The following is a 24,870-nucleotide window of genomic DNA, read 5'->3' as shown; positions in this document are numbered from 1 at the left end:
TTTCCAAAACGTCATAGTATTATTTTAAAAAAATATTAGACTACTATCTTGTGCTTAAATGGCGCTATTCTATCTATTAAACCGCATGCTATTTCATACAAATTTCTCTCCTTTTCCCTTTTTTTCTCTCTTAAAGCTAAATACTAGATAAATACAAAACAAAATTTTTATATATCATTTATAGATAGTATTATTCATATTTTTAGATTAGAAATTACAAGAAATTACCTTATTAAAAATCATATTCACTTAGTTTTACGATGATTTTCTACAAAACTATATAAATTTCTTAAGGTATAACAACTGTGACTTTTGAATCATTTTTTATTGCGTCATAATATTATCGAAAAAATAGGAATTTTCGGTATAGTAAGTCATTTTTTCGATTTTGTTTTATTTTTGATATTTTTAGCTGTTTTAAATCAAATTCTCATTATTTAAACACTTTCGTACACTGAAGTAATAGACCGAAGAAAATTATTATTCTTGTAAATGTCAGATAATACTATATAAATTTGAATCTTTTTTATTTTGTGCACAATGACTTTTTTGGTATATTAAATAGGAGCTTCACAAAAGGCTTAAAAATTGTATAAGGGGGATTCACATGAATAAGAACAAAAAGTTTTTATTACTTACAGTCCTTGCAGTATTTTCACTAGTACTTGCTGCATGTGGCTTCGGTGGAGATTCGTCTGATAAAGCAAAAGACGATAAAAAAGATTCTGGTTCATCAGAAACAGCTTCTTCTAAAGAGTTGAACGTAGTTGTAGCTTCTGAGCCGCCATCTTTACATCCACAACTTGCAACAGATACTACTTCTGGGGCAATTCTTCAAAACGTATTTGAAGGTTTAATGGTTTTAGACCTTGATGGAAAACCAGCTCCTGGTATGGCTGAAAGCTATACAGAGAGTGAAGATTTATTAACTTACACTTTCAAATTACGTGATGCAAAATGGACAAACGGAGATCCAGTAGTTGCTGGCGACTTCGAATATGCTTGGAAATGGGCTTTAAATCCTGAAAACTTATCTGAGTACGCATCTTTACTTTACCCAATTAAAGGCGCTGAAGCTTATAACTTAGGCGAAGGTTCTGCTGATGATGTTGGTGTTAAAGCTGAAGATGACAAAACTTTAGTTGTAACTTTACAACAACCAACAGCTTACTTCTTAGAGTTAGTTGCATTTAAAACATATGCTCCTTTAAATCAAAAAGTAGTTGAAGGCAATGATAACTGGTACACTGATGCTGGTGAAAACTTCGTAACGAACGGACCATTCACATTAGATACTTGGAAACACAATGATTCAGTAGTATTAAAGAAAAACCCTGAGTATTGGGATGCTTCTAGTGTAGCTCTAGATACTGTAAACATTGGTATGGTTGAAAATGAAGCAACAGCTTCAACAATGTTCAAAACTGGAGAAATCGATTATTTAGGTGCTCCTTATCAAACAGTTTCACTTGATGAAATTGATGGCTTTAAAGCAGACGGTTCATTACAAATCGCTGACTATGCTGGTGTATACTGGTACAAATTCAATACAACAGACAAAATTACTGGAAACGCTAACATCCGTAAAGCGTTAACATTAGCAATCGATCGTCAAGGCTTAATTGACAACATTACTAAAGGTGAACAAAAACCTGCTTTAGGTATGGTTCCATCTGCAATTAACGGTTTTGAAGAAGACCGTGGTTACTTCAAAGATAACGATATCGAAGGTGCTAAAGCAGCACTTGAAGCTGGTATGAAAGAACTTGGTATTAAAGATCCAAAAGATCTTAAAATTAATGTTTCATTCAATACAAGTGAAGGACATGCTTCTATTGCTCAATTCATCCAAGAAGGCTGGAGCAAAAACCTTGGTATTACTGTAGGTCTTGATAACTCTGAATGGCAAGTGTATTTAGAAAAACTTAACGTTCTTGACTACCAAGTAGGACGTATGGGTTGGATCGCTGACTACAACGATGCTTATTCATTCCTTGAAATGTATGATACAGCAGCAAATGGTAACAACGATACAGGCTGGGAAAACCCTAAATACAAAGAATTGTTAAAACAATCTATTGCTGAAGGTGATTCTGCTAAACGTTTAGACCTATTAAAACAAGCTGAATCTATCGCAGTTTCAGAATTCCCTGTTGCGCCAATCTACTACTACACTAACCTTTCAGTAGTTGATAAAAAAGTTAAAAACATGGTTCCAGATATTTTAGGTAACATTAAACTTAAATATGTTGATGTGGAATAATTTTCACTACTGAATCTTTTATCTTTTAAGCTCTACAGCGAAGAGCTGCCTCGTGGCCACTTCGGCGCGAGTCAGCTCTTTTTAAAATACGAAGGCATTTATTTGTCAGAAAATTGACAAATAGAAGGAGGAGTTTTATGTGATTAAATATATTTTGAAAAGGCTGATGTATATACTTCTCGCGCTTTTCGTCATCGTAACGGCTACGTTTTTCTTAATGCGTCTTGCTCCAGGTAGTCCTTTTGCAAGTGAACGTAATTTCCCTCCTCAAATTGAGGAAAAGTTAAACGAAACGTATGGATTAAATAACCCTTGGTATATTCAATATAAAGATTATTTAATCGATACGGCCTCATTTAATTTCGGTGAGTCTATGAAGTATAAAGCGCGTTCTACAAATGATATGATTAATGAGAGCTTCCCAGTTTCGTTAACACTTGGGATTGAAGCTATGCTACTGGCGATTGGATTCGGTGTATTAATAGGCGTAGTTTCAGCGCTTTATCATAATAAATGGCCGGATTATTTGGCAACGACCTTTGCGGTGCTCGGTATTTCAGTACCATCATTTATTTTGGCAGGCTTAATGCAGTATTTCTTAGCCTTTAAATTAGGCTGGTTCCCTGTTAGTGGATGGAAGGGCTTCATCTATAGTGTTTTACCTGCCCTTGCTATCGCATTCTCACACATGGGTTTTATCGCAAAATTAACACGTTCAAGTATGCTTGAGCAAAATAGCAGTGATTATGTAAAAATGGCACGTGCTAAAGGAATTGGCAAATGGACAATCGTTTTCCGCCATACTTTACGAAATTCCTTACTGCCAGTTCTTACTTACCTTGGCCCATTAACAGCTGGTGTTGTAACAGGTAGTTTCATCGTTGAACAAATATTCGCAATCCCTGGTCTAGGTAAACACTTTGTACAAAGTATTACAAACCGTGATTACACAGTTATCATGGGAACGACAGTGTTCTATTCAATCATCCTTTTATTTGCGGTATTAATTGTCGATATTCTATATAGCATTGTTGATCCGCGAATTAAGTTGAAGGGAGCGAAAAAGTAATGACACAGCAACCGATTAACAAAGATATGTTTAAAATTGTCGGTGGAAATCATGAAGCAACAGATAAATTAGCTGATAAATCCGTTTCCTTCTGGAAGGAAGTATTTATTCGCTTTTCACATAATAAAATGGCAATTTTCGGTTTAATTACACTGATTATCGTTATTATAATGGCGATTACTGTTCCAATGCTTTCACAATATAAATATAGCGATCAACTTGGTGTCTACAACAGTCGCCCATCTGCTGATTTTTGGTTTGGGACAGATGATTTAGGTCGTGATATTTTCGTACGTATTTGGGCAGGTGCTCGTATTTCCCTATTTATCGGGATTACAGCGGCTGTTATTGACTTAGTGATTGGTGTTCTTTGGGGAAGTATTTCAGGTTTAGCAGGTGGTCGTGTTGATAATATTATGATGCGTATTGCCGACGTATTAACAGCTGTGCCTTACCTTTTAGTTGTAATCGTTTTATTAGTAGTTTTACAACCAGGTTTATTCCCTATGATTATCGCCCTTTCGATTACAGGCTGGATTAGCATGGCTCGTATCGTTCGTGGTGAAGTATTATCCATTAAAAATCAAGAATATGTACTTGCTGCACGTACTTTAGGTGCGAGCACAATGCATTTAATCTTAAAACATTTAATTCCAAATGCACTTGGTGCGATTTTAGTAACAATGACTCTAACAATTCCGTCTGCTATTTTCACCGAGTCATTCTTAAGTTATTTAGGACTTGGTGTTCCTGCTCCGCACGCTTCATGGGGTACAATGGCATCTGAAGGGAATAAAGCAATTACAAATGCCCCTTGGCGTTTAATTTTCCCAGCGGTATTTATCTCACTAACAATCTTTGCGTTTAACGCAGTTGGTGACGGCTTACGTGATGCATTAGATCCAAAACTACGTAAATAAGGAGGTGGCCGAAATGAGTAAAACAATTTTAGAAGTAAAAGATTTAAAAATTAACTTTAAAACATATGCAGGGCTTGTCCATGCTGTGCGTGGTGTAAACTTTGATTTAAAAGAAGGTGAAACACTAGCGATCGTTGGTGAATCTGGTTCTGGTAAGAGTGTTACGAGTAACGCCTTAATGAAATTAATTCCACAGCCACCTGGTATTTATGAGTCAGGACAAATTTTATTTAACGGCCGTGATTTAATTCCACTTTCTGATAAAGAAATGTCGAAAGTACGCGGAAATGAAATTGCTATGATCTTCCAGGATCCGATGACAAGTTTGAATCCAACTATGAAGGTCGGACGTCAAATAACTGAAGTAATTTTGCAACATAAGAAAGTTTCTAAGGCTGATGCTAAAAAACGCGCAATCGAACTTTTAACGCAAGTAGGTATCCCCTTCCCTGAAAAACGTTACAATCAATATCCACATGAATTTTCAGGCGGGATGCGTCAACGTGTTGTTATCGCTATTGCACTTGCGGCTGATCCTAAGCTGTTAATCGCCGATGAGCCAACAACTGCATTGGACGTAACAATCCAAGCACAAATTTTAGAATTAATGAAAGAAATCCAAAAAAGTTCTAAAACTTCTATCATTTTCATTACGCATGACTTAGGCGTTGTAGCTAACGTTGCTGACCGCGTAGCCGTTATGTATGCTGGTCAAATCGTCGAGTATGGTACAGTAAATGATATTTTCTATAATCCAAAACATCCTTATACATGGGGATTACTTGGTTCTATGCCTGATTTAGATAGTAATGAGGACGAGCTATTACGTACGATTCCTGGTTCACCTCCAGATCTTACAAACCCTCCAAAGGGAGATGCTTTTGCTGCTCGTAATGAATTTGCAATGGCGATTGACTATGAGCAAGAGCCGCCAATGTTCCAAGTAAGCGACACTCACTTTGCAAAAACTTGGTTGTTACATCCTGATGCGCCAAAAATTCCACTTCCAGATGCGGTTGCTAAACGTATTGAGGGCTTTTTAGCGAAGGAGGCAGAATTCAATGACTAAAACAGGTGCAAAAAAAATTCTTGAAATTAAAAACGTAAAGCAATACTTTGGTTCACCAAGCAACCCTATTAAAGCTGTTGATGGTATTAGCTTTGATGTTTATGAAGGTGAAACACTTGGACTTGTTGGAGAATCAGGCTGTGGTAAATCGACGACTGGTCGCTCAATCATTCGCCTATATGATATTACAGATGGCGAAATTATTTTCGATGGTCAAAACGTGCATGGTAAAAAATCAAAAAGCGATTTAAAGACTTTTAATCGTCAAATGCAAATGATTTTCCAAGATCCATATGCTTCGTTAAACCCTCGTATGACAGCTGGGGAAATCATTGCAGAAGCTTTCGATATTCATGGCTTATACAAGGATAAGAAAGAACGTCGCGAAAAAATCAACCAATTGCTTGAAGCTGTAGGTTTAAACAAAGAGCACGCCAATCGTTACGCACATGAATTCTCAGGTGGTCAACGTCAGCGTATCGGTATCGCTCGTGCCCTTAGCTTAGATCCAAAGTTCATCATTGCCGATGAACCAATCTCTGCACTTGACGTATCGATTCAAGCGCAAGTTGTTAACTTATTAAAACAACTACAAAAAGAACGTGGCTTAACATACCTGTTCATTGCCCATGACCTTTCAATGGTTAAATACATCAGTGATCGTATCGCCGTTATGTATCGTGGTAAAATTATGGAAATTGGTAAAGCCGATGATATTTATAATCATCCTGTTCATCCTTATACAAAATCATTATTATCAGCAATCCCGCTTCCAGACCCAATGTCAGAAAAGCGTCGTCAACGTATTCCTTACAAACATACAGAAGTTGACGAAAGCGCAACATACCATGAAGTTGGCGAACAACATTATGTTTATGGTACTGCTGACCTTGTGAAAACATGGGTTGCCACTAAATAATATATGATCCATCCATTGAACTTATGCAATGGATGGATCTTTTTTTTGAGGATTCGATTATTCATCTCTTCTATAAATTGTAAGAAATACTATATTTACCATTATACACTTATTTTATCGGTGCATCAGCTATTAGTTCAAGATCTTGTATCTCTGTACCCGTTTCCCGATCAATATTATAGCTTTTTATCCGTTTATTGATTGCTATCGTTGACGTGCGGAAATACATTGGTATTATCATTGCCTTGTCACTCATATATTCTTGCCATGAACGGAATGCCTTCGCTCGATATGTTGCATCCAATGCCTCTTCTGAGTCAATATCATTTAATAGCTTTGTTAAGTCATCAGAAACGTAGCGACTAAAGTTAAATGCGGCTCCTTTGCTGTACAACCCTGCTGGTGACGGGTTCGTGCCAGTACTCCAAGCAGCCATATACATATCAATTTCAGGATCATCTGCTTGTACTTTATCGTAGAAGTTGTTGAATTCAATTAAACGCCCTGTCGTTAATTGCACATCTAAGCCTACCTCTTTCCAGTTTTGACGATAGTACTCGACGATCGCTTCATCCGTATCAGAACCTGACATCGCCGCTAAACGAATGGTAAACTTGTTGCCCTCTTTATCTTCACGAATACCGTCACCATCTATATCTTTATAGCCCGCTGCATCTAATAATTCTTTCGCTTTCTCAGTATCATAATGATAGCCCTCAAGCGCTCCATCATAGTATGTTTTAAATGCTGGTGGAATTAATGAATTCGCACGCACTCGCAGACCTTGATAAAACCTATCTGTTACGGTTTCGATATCCATTGCATAGGCAATCGCATGTCGTAATTGGATATCATTCATTTTAGCGTTTTCGTCATAAATATTTTCACCTTTTTCTTGATCGTATTTTCCTAATTTAAAGCCGAGATAGCTGTATGATAATTCAGGACGCCCTAAAATCGAAATATTCGATAAATTTTTTATAGTATCATATTGTGTAGCAGGGACTGAAGCGATATCAAATCGCCCTGCTTTCAACGCTTCACCAACAGTTGAAGTGGAAACGACTTGTACAATAAGCTTTTCAATTTTCGGTTTTCCTTTAAAATAGTGTTCATTTGCTACAAACTGCACGGACTCTCCATTCACAATTTGCTCAAACTTAAATGGTCCAAGTGTGATTGGATTTTTTCTTACAGCATCAGATGAAATTAAATCTTTTATCGCAATGGATTTTAGTTGATGCTTAGGTGCTGCATAGCCCCATAAACCATCACCACCTGAATAAATTGCAGGTGACACTTTCTTTAAAGAAATTTCAATCGTTTTATCATCAATCTTTTTAATACCAGAAATTGTAGTAGCTTTGCCATCATGGTATTCTTCTGCGCCTACAATATTTTTGAAGTTGTCATCATAACGTACGCCTTCATAATCGGGATGGCCGATTATTTCATATGGATAGATTAAATCCTCTGCCGTTAATGGCATTCCATCCGACCATTTTACATCACTTTGAATAGTGATTGTCGCTTTTTTATTGTCAGTATCAACTTCTAACTTGGCTATTCCTTCATCTGTTATTAGAAAGTCTCCATCGACTTCGAATAAACCATTTGAAGCATAGCCTGTAATAGAACTATCTGTAGCGTCCGCAGAAAGCTCAGCTAAGAAAATGCCTTTGAATGGTGAATCTGAAACAAGCCCTACATGTAATGTGCCTCCTTGAATGGCTTCACCCTCATTTATTACTTCAGTCGGTAGTAAACTTGTATCTATTTTGTTATCCTCTGTTTGTGCTGGTTTATCATTACTGCCTTCAGGCTCGTTTGCCTGCTCTTTATCGGTACGATTGCAGGCAGCTAATAGCAATAGGAATGCTAACATTACGGATAGTATTGACCATTCTTTTCTCATCGGTATTTCCTCCCCATTTCTTCCAATGAATCTCACTTCTCTTTATATTAGTTACATCATAAACATTGACCTATTTAATTGCTGTGTCTGCTATAAATTCAACATTTTGTAGCTCTGTAACATTTCCGTATTTAATAGTGTAGTTTTTTATGCGTTTATTGACAGGAATAATTTCAGTACGGAAATACATTGGTATAATCGTTGCCTTTTCATGCATATATTCTTGCCATGCACGGAAAGCCTGTGCACGATAATCTGTATCTAGCGCTTCCTCAGAATCGATATTATTTAATAAATTCGTCAACTCTTCCGAAACATAGCGACTGAAGTTAAACGCTGCGCCTTTACTATATAATCCTGCTGGAGATGGATTTGTTCCAGTTCCCCAAGCCCCCATATACATATCAATTTCAGGATCATCTGCTTCTACTTTATCGTAGAAGTTGTTGAATTCAAGAAGACGCCCTGTCGTTAATTGCACATCTAAACCAACATCCTTCCAATTTTGACGATAGTACTCAACGATCGCTTCATCCGTATCAGAGCCAGCTATCGCCGCTAAACGAATAGCAAACTTATTACCGTTTTTATCTTCACGAATACCATCACCATCTGTATCTTTATAGCCTGCTGCATCTAGTATTTCTTTCGCTTTTTCAGGATTGTAGTGATATCCCTCTAGCGTTTCATCGTAGTATGATTTAAAAGCTGGTGGGATCAGAGAATTGGCACGCACTCGTAACCCTTGATAAAATTTATCTGTTACAGTTTCAATATCCATTGCATAGGCAATCGCTTTACGTAAATCAATATCATTCATTTTTGCCTTTTCATCATAAATATTTTCGCCTTTTTCTTTGTCATATTTCCCTAACTTAAAGCCGAGATAGCTGTATGATAATTCAGGACGCCCTAATATCGAAATATTCGATAAATTTTTAATACTATCATATTGATTAGCTCTAAATTCTGATGTTATATCAAATTTCCCTGTTTTCAGCGCTTCCCCAACGGAAGTTGCTGGTACAACTTGCACAACCACTTTATCAATTTTTGGTTTACCTTTATAGTAGTGTTCATTTGCTACAAACTGTACGGACTCACCATTGACTATATTGTCAAATTTAAATGGCCCTAGTGTAATTGGATTTTTGCGAACGACATCAGATGAAATTAAATCTTTTACGGCAATGGATGCAAGTTGATGTTTCGGTGCTGCATAGCTCCATAAACCATCACCACCTGAATAAATTGCAGGTGATATTTTCTTAAAAGTAATTTCAATCGTTTTATTATCTATTTTTTTAATACCAGAAATCGTTTCTGTTTTGCCATCATGATATTCTTCTGCCCCTACAATATTTTTGAAGTCATCATCGTAGCGTACACCTTCATAATCGGGATGACCAATTATTTCATAAGGATAGATTAGATCTTCCGCGGTTAATGGCGTTCCATCCGACCACTTTACATCTCCTTGAATCGAAATCATTACTTTTTTATTATCTGCATCGACGTCTAACTTGGCGATGCCTTTATCAGTTATTAAAAAGTCTTCATCTACGACAAATAAATTATTTGTTGCGTAGCCCATAATTTCTGCATCATAGACATCTGCATAAAGCTCCCAGGAGAAAACTCCTTTGAAAGGCGAATCTGTCACAAGCCCTACATGTAATGTGCCCCCTTGAATAGTGTCCCCTTCGTTTGTTACTTCAACTGGAAGAGTACTTGTATCTACTTTGTTATCTTCCGTTTGTGCTGGCTTATCGTTGCTGCCTTCAGCTTCGTTTGCTTGCTTTTTATCGTTGCGATTGCAGGCAGCTAATAGCAATAAGATTGCCAACGTAACGATTGTCATCAACCACTTTTTCCTCATTGTTATAGCCTCCTCTGTTATCCCAATCTTTGTTTTGCATCAGCGGCGCGACGAAGTGCTTGTCCGATATAATTAATACCAAGCATTAAAACTAAAATTAATAAAGATGCTGGTAGCCAAACCCACCATTTGTCAGCTAAGACGAGCGGATTTCTAGCATAGCTTACTAAAGTTCCTAAACTTGGAGTCGAAGGGGGTAGCCCAAACCCTAAAAATGATAGCCCTGTTTCAATCCCAATATTACCCGCAAGACTTAATGTAAACTCTACTATTAAAATCGAACTTAAATTCGGTAATACCCCTTTAAACATAATAGCGATATCACTTGTCCCCATCGTTTTGGATGCACTCACATAATCCCGTCGTCCTTCTGATAAAGCTTTACTTCGAATTAACCGAGCAATCCCTATCCATTGAAATGCACTAATAATAATAACGAGCTCAAGAACGCCATATTCTGGAATGATAGAAACAAGGACAATAAAAATCATAAGTGTCGGTAATGTAATAATAAAATCAATTATTCGCATCATCACATTATCCACAATACCGCTGTAATAGCCCATAATAATTCCCATAGCTATGCCTATAATATTGGCTATCACCGTTACCCATATAGCAATTAAAAGCGAATTTTTCGCCCCAATAATTAGCTGGCCAAGCACATCACGCCCTGCCTCATCCGCTCCAAGAATGTATCCATTAACACCTGGTTCGGTATAGCGTTCTAGCAAATTAATTTTCAATACTTCTTCTTGGTTGAGCATCCCTGCTGCAATAAAAATCATTAACATAATAATCGTGACACCAAAAAAGGAAAACATCGCTACTTTATCTTTTTTAAACTCTCGTAAAACGACTTGTATACCTGTCGGCGGAGAGTTTTCCATCATATTCGTCTCGTAAGTTTGTTGCGTCATTCATATTCACCTCTTCTTACACATTATGTTAGTCGTTAGTCTATACGGATACGAGGATCCACAATGCTCATAATAATGTCCGACAGCAGACTACCTAATAATGCTAAGAAACCATAGAGCATGATGAGTGCAGTAATGACACTATAGTCGCGACTCGTTATTGAACTAATAAACAATTCCCCCATACCTGGGTAGCCATAAATAGTTTCTATGAAAATCGAGCCACCTAATAAACCTGTTATTGTAAACCCTAAAAACGCTGCAATAGGAAGAACTGAATTGCGGAAAATATGTCGCGCATATATTCTACGGATTGGAATGCCTTTACTTCGAGCTGTTTTTACATAATCTTGTGTTTTAGCATCAATAATTTCCGAGCGTAAATATTGGATAATCCCTGTAGTACCTAAAATAGCTGCCGTCATAGCAGGCAATAGCAAGTGATATATTTTATTCCAAAAATAGGCCATCGTTCCTGATTCAAGTCCAACATCAACGGTTCCACTCGTTGGGAACCACATTAAGCGATAACCAAAAACGAACAAGAAAACGAGAGATAATACAAAAGTGGGAATTGCGAAGCTAATAAAACTGTATAGGATAATCGATTTATCTAAAAATGTATCTTGCTTACGTCCTGCAAGCATTCCCAATGGTATGGCGAGCAAGTAGACAAGAATAACACTAAGTAATGAAAGCCAAAATGTATTAAGTGCACGCTCACCAATAAGAGTGGACACCGCAATTTTATATGTATAGCTTTGTCCAAAATCACCTTGAAAGGCATTCGTAATCCAGCGATAATATTGAACATACCAAGGATCATAGAAGCCCGCTTGTATGCGTAGTTCCTCAATCCTCGAAGGATCTGTCTCTGGTGTAATTAATCCTGTAAAAGGATCGCCAGGCATTTGTTTTGCCAAAATAAATATAATTAAACTCAATATAAACATTTGGGGAATCATTACAATAATGCGTCTAATAACAGTTTTCCACATTTTACAATCCCTCCTGCTCAATTTCAGACATCGCTACTTTATGGGTCTCTGAAATGGATTTTAAAGGGTATACTTTACCATTCTCATCATAATAGTGATGATGATCTTTGCGATACTTCTCTTCGACTTTTTGCCGAGCTGCTTTACGTGCTATCCTCGTTTCAGGCTCAATATGTGGTATAGCTGACAACAGGCGATTTGTGTAAATATGCTGTGGATTGATGTAAATATCCTGACGGGTACCCGTTTCAACAAAGCGCCCCTTGTACATGATTGCAATGTAATCACACATATGTTTTACGACTCCGAGGTCATGAGATATAAATAAGTAACTTAGCCCATATTCTTGCTGAATATCTTTCATAAAATTTAGTACTTGTGCTTGAACCGATAAATCAAGTGAGGATACAGGCTCGTCCGCAATAATCAATTTTGGATTAGTAGCAACTGCCCGCGCGATACCAAGACGTTGCTTTTGTCCTCCTGAAAATTCATGCGGATACTTTAACAAGACGTCCTCTGACATACCAACAATGGCAAGTAGCGCTTTAATACGCTTGCGTTCCTCCTGATCGCTGAGCTTCAAAAAATTGCGCATTGGCTCTGCTAGAATATCCAGTACACGCTTTCTTGGATTCATACTCGAGTGTGCGTCTTGGAAAATCATTTGAATATCTCTGTTATACGCAGAATTACGCTTACGTCGTTTATTAGTAACATCGTGCCCTTCATAAATGATTTGGCCAGACGTTACCTTTTCGAGACCAATGATTGCTTTACCTGTAGTTGATTTACCAGAACCTGATTCACCGACTAAACCATATGTTTTTCCTTTTTCAAACGCCATCGTCACACCGTCAACCGCATACACTTTATCAATGACAGTATTAAAAAAGCCACCTCGTATTGAATAATGGACGTTTAAATCTTTAATTAGCATAAATGTCATACTGTCCACCTCCTAGCTCCCCTTCAAAGCAAAAGTGTTTCCAGCAGGTGCAACGAACAAAATGCCCCGGTGCAATTTCATGTAATTGTGGATCACTTTCATGTGCTGATGCATCAATCCACGGTATGCGTGCAGAGAAACGACAGCCTTCACGTGGCAAATTCATGAGCGAAGGCACCATACCCCGTATTACCTCTAGCCGTTCATTTTCCTCATGTGTTTGTGGAATTGAATTTAATAAGGAACGTGTATATGGATGTTTAGCATTATTAAACAGTTCTTGAACGGGTGCCTCTTCAATAACTTGCCCTGCATACATGACGGCTACACGGTCTGCAATTTCTGCCACAACACCTAAGTCATGGGTAATTAAAATAATGCCTGCTTGTGTCTCATCTTGAAGCGACTTTAAAAGGTCTAGAATCTGTGCTTGAATCGTTACATCTAAAGCTGTAGTCGGTTCATCAGCAATAATGATGGCCGGTTTACTGGATAGCGCTATCGCAATCATGACACGTTGGCGCATACCACCTGATAATTGATGCGGGAATTGTCTAGCAACCCGTTTAGGATGAGCAATCCCTACTTGCTCAAGCAATTCTAAAACACGTGCTTCACGTTGCTTTTTAGTTAGTGTTGTGTGATAAATAAGACCTTCCGCAATTTGTTCATGAATGCGCATTAATGGGTTTAAAGCTGAAAGAGGATCTTGAAATATAAAGCCAATATCATTGCCTCTTAATTGGTTGAATTGTACTTCACTTAACTTTGTTAAATTTTGTTGATTGTAAAGTATTTCCCCAGTCACTTTTGTATTCCCATCATTATGTAAGCCAACAATAGTTGTGGCTAACGTACTCTTCCCACAGCCCGACTCTCCTACTATCGCTAAAATCTCATTTTTTCTTAGTGAGAGCGAGACATCTTCTACTGCTGCGTGGTATGTGTCTTTAATACGAAAACTCGTTGTTAAATTGTTAATTGTTAATAAGTTATTTGTACACAAACAATCTCCCTCCAACATTCAGTTTTCTGACAAATACATTTATCTTTATTTCAAAATTATAATTCCCCTAAACTAACCCCTCCCTATTTTTTTATTTTTGCTAAAGACAAGCACATTTAGCTTGTTAATTACAAGTAAAGCAACCTGCCTTCGTATAGATAGAATTATCTGATAATTAATTATAACGCTATTTTATCTAGTATTTATATGCAAAATCAAGCGTTTTTTTCAAATTATTATCATAAAAAAGAGTATTCTCACCTACTATTTATCTAGATGAATTTCATTTTCCACCTACCAATTTTACTTATTTGTTATATAAATAAAACAAATAAGTAAACGCTCATGAAATATTTTAAAATAATAAAATAGAGTGAAGTTTAACTTCATAAATCAACCTTTTTCAATAATTAATAAAAAAATTTGCTAATAAATAAATTTTATTTGAATGCTTTTATTCAAGTACGTTTTGTTTTAAAACGCTTTGTTTTTTAATTCCTTATTACATTAAAAAAATTTTATTTTTACCATAAACTTATAATTATTTTTTTATTTTCCACACAAAAATCAAATTTAAATTTAGCAACCTTTTACATAAAAATAGTTAGTTTCTACGCTTCATTTCAGGCTTCCATGTACAATTTTGATATTTCTTTCTACATATTTCTAATAGAGCGGGATTAGGTCCCTGCTTCGATGGATTACCTCTCTCGCTTCGCGGAATTCTCTCCTTGCTCCGCGGAATTCTCTCCTCGCTCCGTGGAATTATCTGCCCGTTCCGCGGAATTACACCCTCGCCCCGCGAAATTACCTCTCCGCTCCGCGGCATCACCCCCTTGCTCCGCGGAATTCTCTCCCCGCTCCGCGGAATCACTACCTCGCTCCGCGGAATTCTCTCCTCGCCCCGCGGCATCACCTCAATTACCTCCTCACTCCGCGGAATTACCTCCTCGCTTCGCGGAATTACACCCTTGCTCCGCGGAATTACACCCTTGCTCCGCGGATTTACATCCTTGCTCCGCGGATTACTCCCCCGCTTCGCGGAATTATCTCCTTGCTCCGCGGATTTACTCCCTTGCTCCGCGGAATTCTCTCCTCACTCCGCGGAATTACCTCCCCGCTCCGCGGAATTACCTCCTCGCTCCGCGGAATTACTACCTCACTCCGCGGAATTACCTCCTTGCTCCGCGGAATTACACCCTTGCTCCGCGGAATCACTACCTCACTCCGCGGGATTCTCTCCTCGTTCCGCGGAATTACCTCCTCACTCCGCGGAATCACCTCCCTTGCTCCGCGGAATCAACTCCTTGCTCCGCGGAATCACCTCCTTGCTCCGCGGAATCACCTCCTTGCTCCGCTAGCAGAATCACCCCCCTCGCTCCACACCAACAGCAAATGGCACCTATCAAAGTGAAGTTCACTTTGATAGGTGCCATTTATTTACCAACATTATCTTCTTGATTTTGGATTCATCGCATCTTTTAGTCCTTCACCGATAAAATTAATCGATAAAATTACTAATGTAATTGCTGTTGCTGGTGGAATCCATATCCAAATTTTATCTCTTAACACATCTGAGTTTCTAGCCTCTGCAAGCATATTTCCCCAACTTGGCGTATCTGCTGGCACACCGAAGTTTAAGAAGCTTAACGCCGACTCTATTACAATGGTTACCGCCATTAATAATGTAGCTTGTACAATGATTGTAGAAGCGACGTTCGGTAATAAATGTTTAATAATGATTTTCGATGATTTACAGCCGATTGACTGTGCAGCTAAAATGTACTCATTTTCTTTTTCTGCAAGAATTCGACTTCGTACAACGCGGGCAACACTACCCCAGCTTAAAACGGAAATGACAATGATTAACGTCCATAGCCCCGAAACTTTACCAACTAAAATCGTATTTAATACGATAACAAAAACTAATAAAGGGAACATTAATACAAAGTCAGTGAAACGCATTAAAATTTGATCAATCTTGCCACCAAAATAACCTGAAATAGACCCTATAGTTGTCCCAATTAAAACAATGAAAAACATACAACCTATACCAACCGTTAAAGAAGATTTACCAGCATAAAGCATTCGTGTAAATACATCACGGCCATTTGTATCGGTTCCAAGCCAATTCTCACTTGAAGGTGGTTGGCTAATTTTCATAAAGTCTACACGCACAATATCTTTTGTCGTAATATATGGCGCTAAAAACGATAGAATAATAACGATTAGTAAAAAAATAAGGCTTATCATAGCTAATTTATTTTTAACGAACTTTCTTCTCGCTATCACCCATGGAGAGGGGCTTTTATTCAGTGTTTTTGATGCAGACGCTTCTTGTTTTGTAATAATCTCCACATATTTCCCCTCCCTAATCTAGTCTAATTCGCGGATCTACTATACCATACAATAAATCGGCTACTAAATTCCCAAAAAGTGTTAAGAACGAAAGTAACATAGTTATCGACATCATGACCGCATAATCTCTTCTACCAACGGAATCTAAGAACAGTGCGCCTATTCCGGGATAAGTAAAGATGGTTTCTGTTATTACTGCACCACTAATTAATGTAGCGATGTCAAAACCAAGAAAAGTAATAATCGGAATAATCGAATTTCTTAAAATATGCTTGTTGTAAATTTTTGATTCCTTTGTTCCTTTTGCTCTCGCTGTACGGACGAAATCTTTTCTGCTGTTTTCAATAATATCGTTTCGTAAAAATTGCGTATAGGAAGCCGTTCCCATTAATCCTAATACAAGTGAAGGCAATAACACATGATGAACCCTACTTAGGTAATAAGCAAACGTTCCTTCTTGAAGCCCTACGCCAACTGAGCCGTTGAATGGGAACCACCCTAGTTGGAAAGAGAAAACATAAATGGCTACAATACCAGCGACAAATGATGGAATCGCTAAAGCCAAATAATTGTACGAAGCTATTAAATTATCGCCTAATGTATATGGTTTTCGCCCAGCATACATACCCATGAAAAAAGCAAAAATATACGTCAAAATTAAAGATGTTACTGCTAAAAATAATGTATTCGGAATTCGTTGTACAATTACTTCTACTGCAGGTTTTTTATAAACTGTTGATTTACCAAAATCCCCTTGTACAAAATTAGACATCCATCTTCCATATTGCACGATAATTGGATCATTATAGCCTAACTTCTCTCTCATTTCCTCGATGTATTGTGGGTTTGTATTTGATGGATCAATTTCTCCCGCAAATGGATCTCCTGGCATCATTTTTGCTAAGAAGAACACAACTAACGAAATAAGGAGTAACAATGGAATCATGCCGAGTAATCTTCGAAGTGTGTATTGAAGCATGTGACGTCCCCTTATCAATTATAATTTACTACTACCAGGCTCCTAAAAGAGCCCGATAGTAGTAGGTTTCTCAGCCTTTTTTAGGCATTTAACTTACTCGACAATATGCCATTTATAAACGTCTGTTTGGAAACCAACAGCGTTAATATGAACACCTTGTAGTCGGTTGTTAATACCATATAGATCTAGGTTTTCCCATAAAGGAAGTGCTGGTAATTGTTCGTTGAAGTATTTTTGCCAATCAACATAAACTTTTTTACGGTAGTCTTTATCAAATGCAGCTTCACTTAACGCTTCTTTTAATAATTTGTCGTTTTCCTCATCTACATAACGACCGTAGTTCCATTCTGCATCATTTGCCCATAGGCCAGATGGATCTGGATCAGAGCCCATACTCCAAGAACCGAAGAATGCCTCTAATGCAGCGTCATCATTATCTTTCATCTCGTTGTACAAGTTAAACTCAACTAAGCTACCTGTTGCTAATTCAGTTTTTACGCCAATATCATTCCAAGATTGGATGATTGCTTGTGAACGACCTTCAAATGCCGCTGGTCCTGCATAGTGTCCAAATGAAATTTTAAATGGTTGGCCTTGTGGATCTTCAACAAATCCATCGCCATCTTTATCAACATAGCCTGCTGTTTTTAACAGTTCTTTCGCTTTATCTACATTAAAGTCATATGCATTTAAATCTGAAGCATCTGCAGCAGTCCAGAAAGTAACTGGAATAACTGTATTCGCAACTTCAGCTTTTCCTTCTAAGAAAGCATCGATCATTGCTGGACGGTTAAGAGCATATAATAGTGCCTGACGTAATTCTTTTGAATTGAATTTATCAAAATCTGCTACATTTTTAAGTGTAGCTTTATCACGATGACCAAAACGAAGCCCGATATAAGAATAGCCTACACCAGTCGTTTCTTCGATACGTACATTGCTTAATGCTGAAAGCTCTTTCACAGATTGTGGTCTAATATCCATGATGTCGATTTCTCCGTTTTGGAACGCACCCGCAGCTAATGATGGGTCAATTACTTTTACAATTACACCATCAAGCGTTGGTTTCCCTTTCCAGTAATCATCAAAACGCTCTAATTCAGAATATTCGCCGTCAACAACTTTTTTCACCTTAAACGGTCCATTGCCTACAGGCGTTTCACGCACTTGCTTCGATTCACTTAAATCTTTTACTGCAATGCCTTCATAATGTTTCTTCGGCATTGGGAATTGCCAAATACTTTCTAGATTATTAATTTTCACTTCTTTAAATGTAACTTTAATCGTGTAAGGGTCAACAACTTCAATTCCTGAAATTTTATCTGCTTTACCTGCTTTTTTATCTTCTGCCCCTTTTACACCTTCAACATAATTAAAACGAGGGCCATCATAATCAGGATCTGCTAAAGTTTCTAAAGCGAATACCCAGTCTTCACCTGTTAATTCCTCACCATTATGCCATTTCACACCTTTTTCAAAGTTGAATGTATACGTTAATTTATCTTCACTAATATCCCATTTTGCAAGGTTTGGTATATATTCTAACTCATCATTTACATCATAAATACCATCCATCATGAAGCCTTGGATATAGCTATCTACAATACTTCCTGCAAAGGCAGGGTCAAATACGCCCTCTGGCGCTTGGTCTGTACCGAATGTTACAACGCCACCTGCTTTAGCATCAGTAGTTGTCGTTACTGGTTTTTCTGTATCCTTTCCTGTATCTTTGTCGTCAGTTTTCGATGAATCATTATTACATGCTGCTAGGAACAATGCCATGACGAGCATTAGTAAAAGTGACCATGATGTTTTAGTCTTTTTCATTTTTTTCCCCCCGTTAATTTTTTATTTTGAAAAGCATTTTTTCCTTTTTTTTCTTGCCATATTTAATATAAGTGGCAAGCAACTTTATGATCTGGCTTCACCTCCTTTAATACTGGTTTAGTTAAGGAACATTCCATCATAGCCTTCGGGCACCTTGGATGGAATGGGCATCCTTGCGGAGGATTAGCTGGGCTCGGTACATCGCCTTGTAAAACAATGCGATTGCTTTTTTTTCGAGGATCCGGCACAGGTATTGCTGAAATGAGTGCTTGTGTATATGGATGCAATGGCTCGTCATATATGCTTACCTTGTTTGCAATTTCAACAATATTGCCTAAATACATAACGCCAATGCGGTCACTCATATGTTTTACAACACTTAAGTCGTGCGCAATAAATAAAAAGGTTAAATCAAACTCATCTTGCAATTCTTTTAGTAGATTTAAAACTTGTGATTGCACGGAAACATCTAAGGCAGAAACTGGTTCATCGGCAATTATTAGCTTCGGTTTAAGGGCTAGTGCTCTTGCAATACCAATTCGTTGACGTTGACCACCTGAAAATTCATGCGCATATTTATAATATGCGTCCTTAGGTAACCCTACTTTTCTTAATAATTCAATGACTTCTTCTTTTAAAGAATTCAGTGTTTTATTATGAAAATTCATAATAGGCTCAGCTACGATACTCCCTACCATCTGCATTGGATTTAATGATGCATAAGGATCTTGGAATACCATCTGGATATCTTTTCTTATTTCTCTTAATGATTTGCCTTGTATTTTCGTAATATCCTTTCCATCAAACACGATTTGTCCTTCTGTAGAATCTAACAATCTAATAATCGTACGGCCTGTTGTTGATTTTCCGCATCCTGACTCACCAACTAAGCCCAATGTTTCACCATTTTTGATAGAAAATGAAATATTGTCTACAGCCTTCACTTGTCCGACTGTTTTTTTAAGAAATCCACCTTTAATAGGGTAATAGGTTTTTAAGTTGTTCACTTCGAGCAAAGTTTCTTTTTGTTGTTTGATTGTCGTATCAGTCATGTTGTTACCTCACACCTTCTCTAGGATAGAACCTTCATATAGTAAGCACGAAACCTCATGGCCATCGCCGATTTGGACAAGCTGAGGAGTTACCGTACTACACTCGGGTTTCACCGACGGGCATCTATCTGCAAATCGACAGCCGACTGTCGGCATATTTTTTAAAGATGGCACAATGCCTTGAATTGTCGTTAGCTCACTAACTTCGATATCAATGCGTGGAATGGATGCCATTAATAACTTCGTATAAGGATGCTTTGGATTATAGAATAGATTGTCCACATTCGTGCGCTCTACAATTTTCCCAGCATACATAATGATGACTTCATCACACATTTCTGCCACTACACCTAAATCATGCGTAATCAATATAATGGACATATCATTTTCCGCTTGAATTTTTTTCAGCAATTCAAGTATTTGTGCTTGTACAGTTACATCTAGTGCAGTAGTAGGTTCATCAGCAATTAAAAGCTTTGGATGACAAGCGATGGCAATCGCAATCATGACCCTTTGTCGCATCCCCCCTGATAGTTGATGTGGATATTCGTCGACAATTTTATCTGGTCTTGGTATGCCTACACTCTTTAATAATTCAATTGACTGCTGTCTTGCATCAGTTTTCGAGATTGGTAGATGGTTTAATAAAATCTCTTCAATCTGATTGCCAATTGTAAATACAGGGTTTAAAGATGTCATAGGCTCTTGAAAGATCATACTAATATCTTTTCCTCGTATTTTATTCATCTCATCACTTTTGTAGCCCTCAATACTTTTGCCTTGGAACTTTATTTCTCCGCCAGTAACTTTGCCAATCCCTTGAGGAAGTAGCTGCATAATCGACAGTGACATAACACTTTTTCCACAACCAGATTCCCCTACAATACCTACAATTTGGCCGGGCTTAACGGAAAACGAAACGTTATCCACCGCGTGATATATATCTCCGTCTATATCAAAACCAGTTTTAAGGTTTTTCACTTCAAGCATTAAATTCATTGCAATCATCACACCTTTTTGTATTTTTTCTAAATAGAAATATGTAGTAAAAACTTACGATGACAATCTTTTCTGATTCAATATTCAGAAAAAAGGATTCAAAATTGATTAAACTTATTTCAATATCATTTCTACTCAAATATTTATTAGTTTTTATATAATTCTAATTAAAAACAAATTAATAAATTTTTTACAGTAGAAACAAAAAAATCATCTAACTATATACTTATGGAATTATCTGAAAATTATTCATATTGCTATTTTATATAGAAATAACGCATTTAATCAAGAGTTTTTTTCCAACTCTCATAATGTTATATACATAATAAACCATACAACTATTACAAAAAATTATATAATTTTTCTATTCTTTTTAAACATCTATTTGCTTCCCTTCTTATTTTTTCTATTATCCATCAATTATTTATTATTTAAATATACTAATATTCTAAACTGTATTTCATGCTCTTCTCTCTTAATTCATTCTTTTATTTGGTAAACTTGAAGATTATAGGAACAATTCGATATTTCTGTTTATTTTAAATATTCAATAATTATTTTTATATAATTTTTCGGTTTAAAGTATTAACAACAAAAAGCACTTTTTGCTACAGTAAAAAACTATTTTTTTATAAATTTTTCTAAACGTACATCTTTATAAAAAAAAAAAAACGATCACTGGCTAATTTACCCGTGATCGTTTTTTATTCGTTTTTCTGATTTATTAAACTTATAATGTTCCAGCTTTAAGTTTTGCATGCCAGTCTTTTAAAAATGGAATATCTTCTTCTTTAATAGCACCTGATTCGTTTGCTGCTTCAATTAGAAAATCAAAGTTAGTTAAAGATACATATTGAATGCCCGCTTCTTCAAACGCTTGCTCAGCGCGTGGCAAATTATAAGTGTAGACACAAACAACACCTAGTACTTCACACCCCGCTGCACGCAAAGCTTCTACTGCTGTAATGGAAGAACCACCTGTTGACACAATATCTTCTACTACCACAACTTTTTGGCCTGCTGTGTATTTTCCTTCAATTTGATTTCCACGACCATGCTCTTTTGCTTTTGAACGCACGTACACCATTGGTAAGTCTAAAATATCGCTTACCCATGCAGCATGTGGAATACCTGCTGTAGCAGTACCAGCTACAATTTCTGTACCTTCGAAATTTTCCTTAATAATTTTCGCTAAGCCGTTTGCCAATTGCTTACGGATCACTGGATCTGAAATAGTTAAGCGTGTATCACAGTATATCGGCGATTGAATGCCCGATGCCCATGTGAAAAGATCTGTTGGATTTAATTCGACTGCGCCAACCTTTAGCATAGCGTGTGCGATTTCGTTTTGTAATGTCATTTTGTTGCCTCCCATAATTCACTTACGATTTTATATGCTGCTACTGGATCTTGGGCACCTGTTACGGCACGCCCTACTACGATTAATGAAGATCCATCACGTTTTGCACCATCTGGCGTAGCGATGCGTTTTTGGTCGTGTGCATCACCACCAGCTAAACGGATACCTGGTGTGACACGTAAGAAGTTCTCACCGCACACTTCGGCGATTGCCTGTGCTTCATGAACTGAGCAGACAACACCATTTAAGCCCGCTTGTTTTGTTAAGCTAGCATAATGTAGTACAGATTCTTGTAATGTTAACGCAATTTTTTGCTCCGCTTGCATTTGCGCTTCCGTAGTAGATGTTAGTTGTGTCACAGCAATCAATGCTGCACGCTCTCGACCTGCTGGTGTACCCGCTTCTAGTCCTTCGAGTGCAGCTTCCATCATTGGACGCCCACCTGCAGCATGTACATTGACTAAATCTACTCCTAATTTTGCTAAGCCCTTCATCGCAGAGCCAACAGTATTTGGAATATCATGTAGCTTTAAATCTAGGAAAATATCGTGCCCTAAATCCTTCACTTTACGTACAATATCAGGACCTTCCTGCATATAAAGCTCCATACCAATTTTTACGAAAAGAGGCTCTTGAAAATGTGCTAAAAACTTGAAAACTTCCGCTTCACCTGGGAAATCAAGTGCTAGTATTGGTTTTGTATTCATTAACGATGGCTCCTTCCGATTATGTCCGTAATATGCTCTACGCCTAATGCGTCAAGCTTTGCTGGTAACTCCTCAATGATGTTTGGACAAACGAAATGGTCAACAAAATTGGCTGTCCCAACTGCGACTGCTGATGCACCTGCTGACATAAAGTCAATGACATCTTGCGCTTCGCTCACTCCGCCCATTCCAATAATCGGAATATTGACGGCTTTATATACCTCATATACCATACGAATGGCAACTGGTTTTACTGCAGGGCCAGATAAGCCCCCTGTACCATTTGCAATTACTGGTTTACCTGTACGTTCATGCAAACGCATGCCAATTAATGTGTTAATCATCGTAATTCCATCCGCTCCACCAGCTTCAACTGCTTGAGCGATTTCTACGATATTCGTTACATTTGGTGATAATTTCACGTAAACAGGGACTTCAGAAACAGCTTTTACTGCTGCAACAAGCTCTCGTGCTGTTGCTGGGTCTGTACCGAATTGAATGCCCCCACATTTGACGTTCGGGCAAGAAATATTCAGTTCTAGCGCTTTTACATTTGGCGCTGCAGAGATGCGACGTGCAACTTCCACGTAATCTGCAGTTTCAGTACCAGCTACATTGGCGATAATTGGCACATCATAGCGTTCTAAAAACTTTAATTCTTCATTCATTACTTTTTCAATACCAGGATTTTGTAAGCCAATGGCATTTAGCATCCCTGCTGCTGTTTCCGCTACACGTGGTGTTGGATTGCCGGGTCTTGTTTCCACTGTTGTTGCTTTAATCATAATAGCGCCAAGCTTCGATAAATCGTACAACTGAGCATATTCACGACCAAAGCCAAAGCAGCCTGAAGCTGGCATAATTGGATTTTTTAAATTTAAGCCAGGTATTTGGATATTTAAACGACTCATAATGCCACCGTACCTTTCGGGAATACTGGACCGTCAGAGCATACTTTGACATAGTCTTTTTCAATTTGATCGGTTGTCTTGCACACACATGCAAAGCACGCTCCAATGCCACAGCCCATGCGCTCTTCAAACGATAAATAGCCTTCTTTTTCTGGGTAGAAGCCTTCTAACGCTTTGAGCATCGGTAGAGGGCCACAAGAATAGAACACATCAAACTCCGGCGCACGCGTTTCTAACACGTTTGTTACAAAGCCCTTCGTTCCTTTCGATCCATCTACAGTTACGTAATGTGTTTCACCAAGTGCATTAAATTCTTCCTCATAGAAGCAAACATCTTCTGTTTGGAAGCCTAATACATGGATTGTTTTCACACCACGAGCATTAAGCTGTTTTGATAGTTCATGTAAAGGTGGTACACCGATGCCGCCACCAACTAACAATGCCGTCCCGCCCGTCTTTACAGCATCGACTGGGAAGCCATTACCAATTGGGCCAAGGACATTGACTAACTGTCCTTCACGATTTGTCGCTAACACTTGTGTTCCTCGACCTTCCGCACGATAGATCATTGTAAATTCACTATTGTCTTTATCTATGTTTGCAATACTAATAGGTCGACGTAAAAGCGGCTCCAATGAATCTGACACCTTTACATGGACAAACTGGCCAGGAGTCATATCCTGAACCAGTTCACCATGAAGTGTCAATTCGAAAATGTTTGTCGCAATTTGCTTTTGAGAGACGACCGTCATTTTCTCTTGACGAATCAT

General features: G+C 37.8%; 20 protein-coding genes. 5 read left to right on the top strand and 15 right to left on the bottom strand.

Annotation, left to right across the window (positions count from 1 at the left end):
• The first annotated feature begins 607 nt into the window (after positions 1-607).
• The 5 genes from ACIQXW_RS00560 to ACIQXW_RS00540 all read left to right on the top strand — a co-directional run bounded on the left by ACIQXW_RS00560 (position 608) and on the right by ACIQXW_RS00540 (position 6,240).
• Entirely contained in the window at positions 608-2,263 is a 1,656-nt protein-coding gene (locus tag ACIQXW_RS00560; protein WP_402759368.1) for a peptide ABC transporter substrate-binding protein, read from the top strand.
• Between the two features lie 139 nt (positions 2,264-2,402).
• Complete coding sequence (locus ACIQXW_RS00555) at positions 2,403-3,332, top strand: ABC transporter permease (RefSeq protein WP_337981927.1); 930 nt, start codon at positions 2,403-2,405, stop codon at positions 3,330-3,332.
• Positions 3,332-4,252, top strand: a complete 921-nt coding sequence (locus ACIQXW_RS00550) for an ABC transporter permease (RefSeq protein WP_402759366.1) — start codon at positions 3,332-3,334, stop codon at positions 4,250-4,252. Before ACIQXW_RS00555 ends, ACIQXW_RS00550 begins: the two co-directional genes overlap by 1 nt.
• A 13-nt stretch (positions 4,253-4,265) precedes the next feature.
• Positions 4,266-5,321, top strand: a complete 1,056-nt coding sequence (locus ACIQXW_RS00545; RefSeq protein ID WP_401020441.1) for an ABC transporter ATP-binding protein — start codon at positions 4,266-4,268, stop codon at positions 5,319-5,321.
• On the top strand, positions 5,314-6,240 hold the full coding sequence (locus tag ACIQXW_RS00540) for an ABC transporter ATP-binding protein (protein WP_340825926.1): 927 nt from the start codon (positions 5,314-5,316) through the stop codon (positions 6,238-6,240). The genes ACIQXW_RS00545 and ACIQXW_RS00540 overlap by 8 nt, the downstream gene beginning before the upstream one ends.
• A gap of 109 nt (positions 6,241-6,349) precedes the next feature.
• Here the strand turns inward: ACIQXW_RS00540 and ACIQXW_RS00535 are convergent, their stop codons facing one another.
• From ACIQXW_RS00535 to ACIQXW_RS00465, 15 genes are all read right to left on the bottom strand, one after another.
• Complete coding sequence (locus ACIQXW_RS00535) at positions 6,350-8,155, bottom strand: oligopeptide ABC transporter substrate-binding protein (protein ID WP_402759364.1); 1,806 nt, start codon at positions 8,153-8,155, stop codon at positions 6,350-6,352.
• Positions 8,156-8,225: 70 nt separating this feature from the next.
• Positions 8,226-10,034 carry an oligopeptide ABC transporter substrate-binding protein gene (locus tag ACIQXW_RS00530; RefSeq protein ID WP_402759362.1) on the bottom strand — a complete coding sequence of 603 codons (1,809 nt, stop codon included), beginning with the start codon at positions 10,032-10,034 and terminating at the stop codon, positions 8,226-8,228.
• Between the two features lie 17 nt (positions 10,035-10,051).
• Positions 10,052-10,954 carry an ABC transporter permease gene (locus ACIQXW_RS00525; protein ID WP_402759360.1) on the bottom strand — a complete coding sequence of 301 codons (903 nt, stop codon included), beginning with the start codon at positions 10,952-10,954 and terminating at the stop codon, positions 10,052-10,054.
• 35 nt (positions 10,955-10,989) lie between these two features.
• Positions 10,990-11,952: an oligopeptide ABC transporter permease gene (gene opp4B, locus ACIQXW_RS00520; RefSeq protein ID WP_340825936.1), complete on the bottom strand. Its 963-nt coding sequence runs from the start codon at positions 11,950-11,952 to the stop codon at positions 10,990-10,992.
• A gap of 1 nt (position 11,953) precedes the next feature.
• Entirely contained in the window at positions 11,954-12,901 is a 948-nt protein-coding gene (locus ACIQXW_RS00515; protein ID WP_402759358.1) for an ATP-binding cassette domain-containing protein, read from the bottom strand.
• Positions 12,882-13,907, bottom strand: a complete 1,026-nt coding sequence (locus ACIQXW_RS00510; RefSeq protein ID WP_402759356.1) for an ABC transporter ATP-binding protein — start codon at positions 13,905-13,907, stop codon at positions 12,882-12,884. Before ACIQXW_RS00510 ends, ACIQXW_RS00515 begins: the two co-directional genes overlap by 20 nt.
• A gap of 1,449 nt (positions 13,908-15,356) precedes the next feature.
• The gene (opp4C, locus tag ACIQXW_RS00505) at positions 15,357-16,265 is read right to left on the bottom strand and encodes an oligopeptide ABC transporter permease (RefSeq protein ID WP_401020457.1); all 909 of its coding nucleotides are present in this window, start codon (positions 16,263-16,265) and stop codon (positions 15,357-15,359) included.
• A 13-nt stretch (positions 16,266-16,278) separates the two neighbouring features.
• Entirely contained in the window at positions 16,279-17,244 is a 966-nt protein-coding gene (gene opp4B / locus ACIQXW_RS00500; protein ID WP_340825946.1) for an oligopeptide ABC transporter permease, read from the bottom strand.
• 93 nt (positions 17,245-17,337) lie between these two features.
• A complete protein-coding gene (opp4A, locus tag ACIQXW_RS00495) occupies positions 17,338-19,071 on the bottom strand; it encodes an oligopeptide ABC transporter substrate-binding protein (RefSeq protein ID WP_402759353.1) in 1,734 nt (577 codons plus the stop codon).
• 62 nt (positions 19,072-19,133) lie between these two features.
• Complete coding sequence (locus ACIQXW_RS00490) at positions 19,134-20,123, bottom strand: ABC transporter ATP-binding protein (protein WP_401020461.1); 990 nt, start codon at positions 20,121-20,123, stop codon at positions 19,134-19,136.
• A gap of 9 nt (positions 20,124-20,132) precedes the next feature.
• Complete coding sequence (locus ACIQXW_RS00485; RefSeq protein ID WP_340825952.1) at positions 20,133-21,131, bottom strand: ABC transporter ATP-binding protein; 999 nt, start codon at positions 21,129-21,131, stop codon at positions 20,133-20,135.
• A gap of 721 nt (positions 21,132-21,852) precedes the next feature.
• The gene (gene pyrE / locus ACIQXW_RS00480) at positions 21,853-22,482 is read right to left on the bottom strand and encodes an orotate phosphoribosyltransferase (protein WP_402759351.1); all 630 of its coding nucleotides are present in this window, start codon (positions 22,480-22,482) and stop codon (positions 21,853-21,855) included.
• Positions 22,479-23,189 carry an orotidine-5'-phosphate decarboxylase gene (gene pyrF / locus ACIQXW_RS00475; protein ID WP_340825954.1) on the bottom strand — a complete coding sequence of 237 codons (711 nt, stop codon included), beginning with the start codon at positions 23,187-23,189 and terminating at the stop codon, positions 22,479-22,481. Before pyrF ends, pyrE begins: the two co-directional genes overlap by 4 nt.
• The gene (locus tag ACIQXW_RS00470) at positions 23,189-24,100 is read right to left on the bottom strand and encodes a dihydroorotate dehydrogenase (RefSeq protein WP_340825956.1); all 912 of its coding nucleotides are present in this window, start codon (positions 24,098-24,100) and stop codon (positions 23,189-23,191) included. Before ACIQXW_RS00470 ends, pyrF begins: the two co-directional genes overlap by 1 nt.
• On the bottom strand, positions 24,097-24,870 hold the full coding sequence (locus ACIQXW_RS00465) for a dihydroorotate dehydrogenase electron transfer subunit (RefSeq protein WP_340825958.1): 774 nt from the start codon (positions 24,868-24,870) through the stop codon (positions 24,097-24,099). Before ACIQXW_RS00465 ends, ACIQXW_RS00470 begins: the two co-directional genes overlap by 4 nt.

The sequence above is a fragment of the Lysinibacillus sp. NPDC097162 genome, from assembly GCF_044762185.1.
Lineage (GTDB): Bacteria > Bacillota > Bacilli > Bacillales_A > Planococcaceae > Lysinibacillus.
The sequence above is the reverse complement of the archived record's forward strand: the minus strand, read 5'-3'. Positions and strand labels throughout refer to the sequence as shown.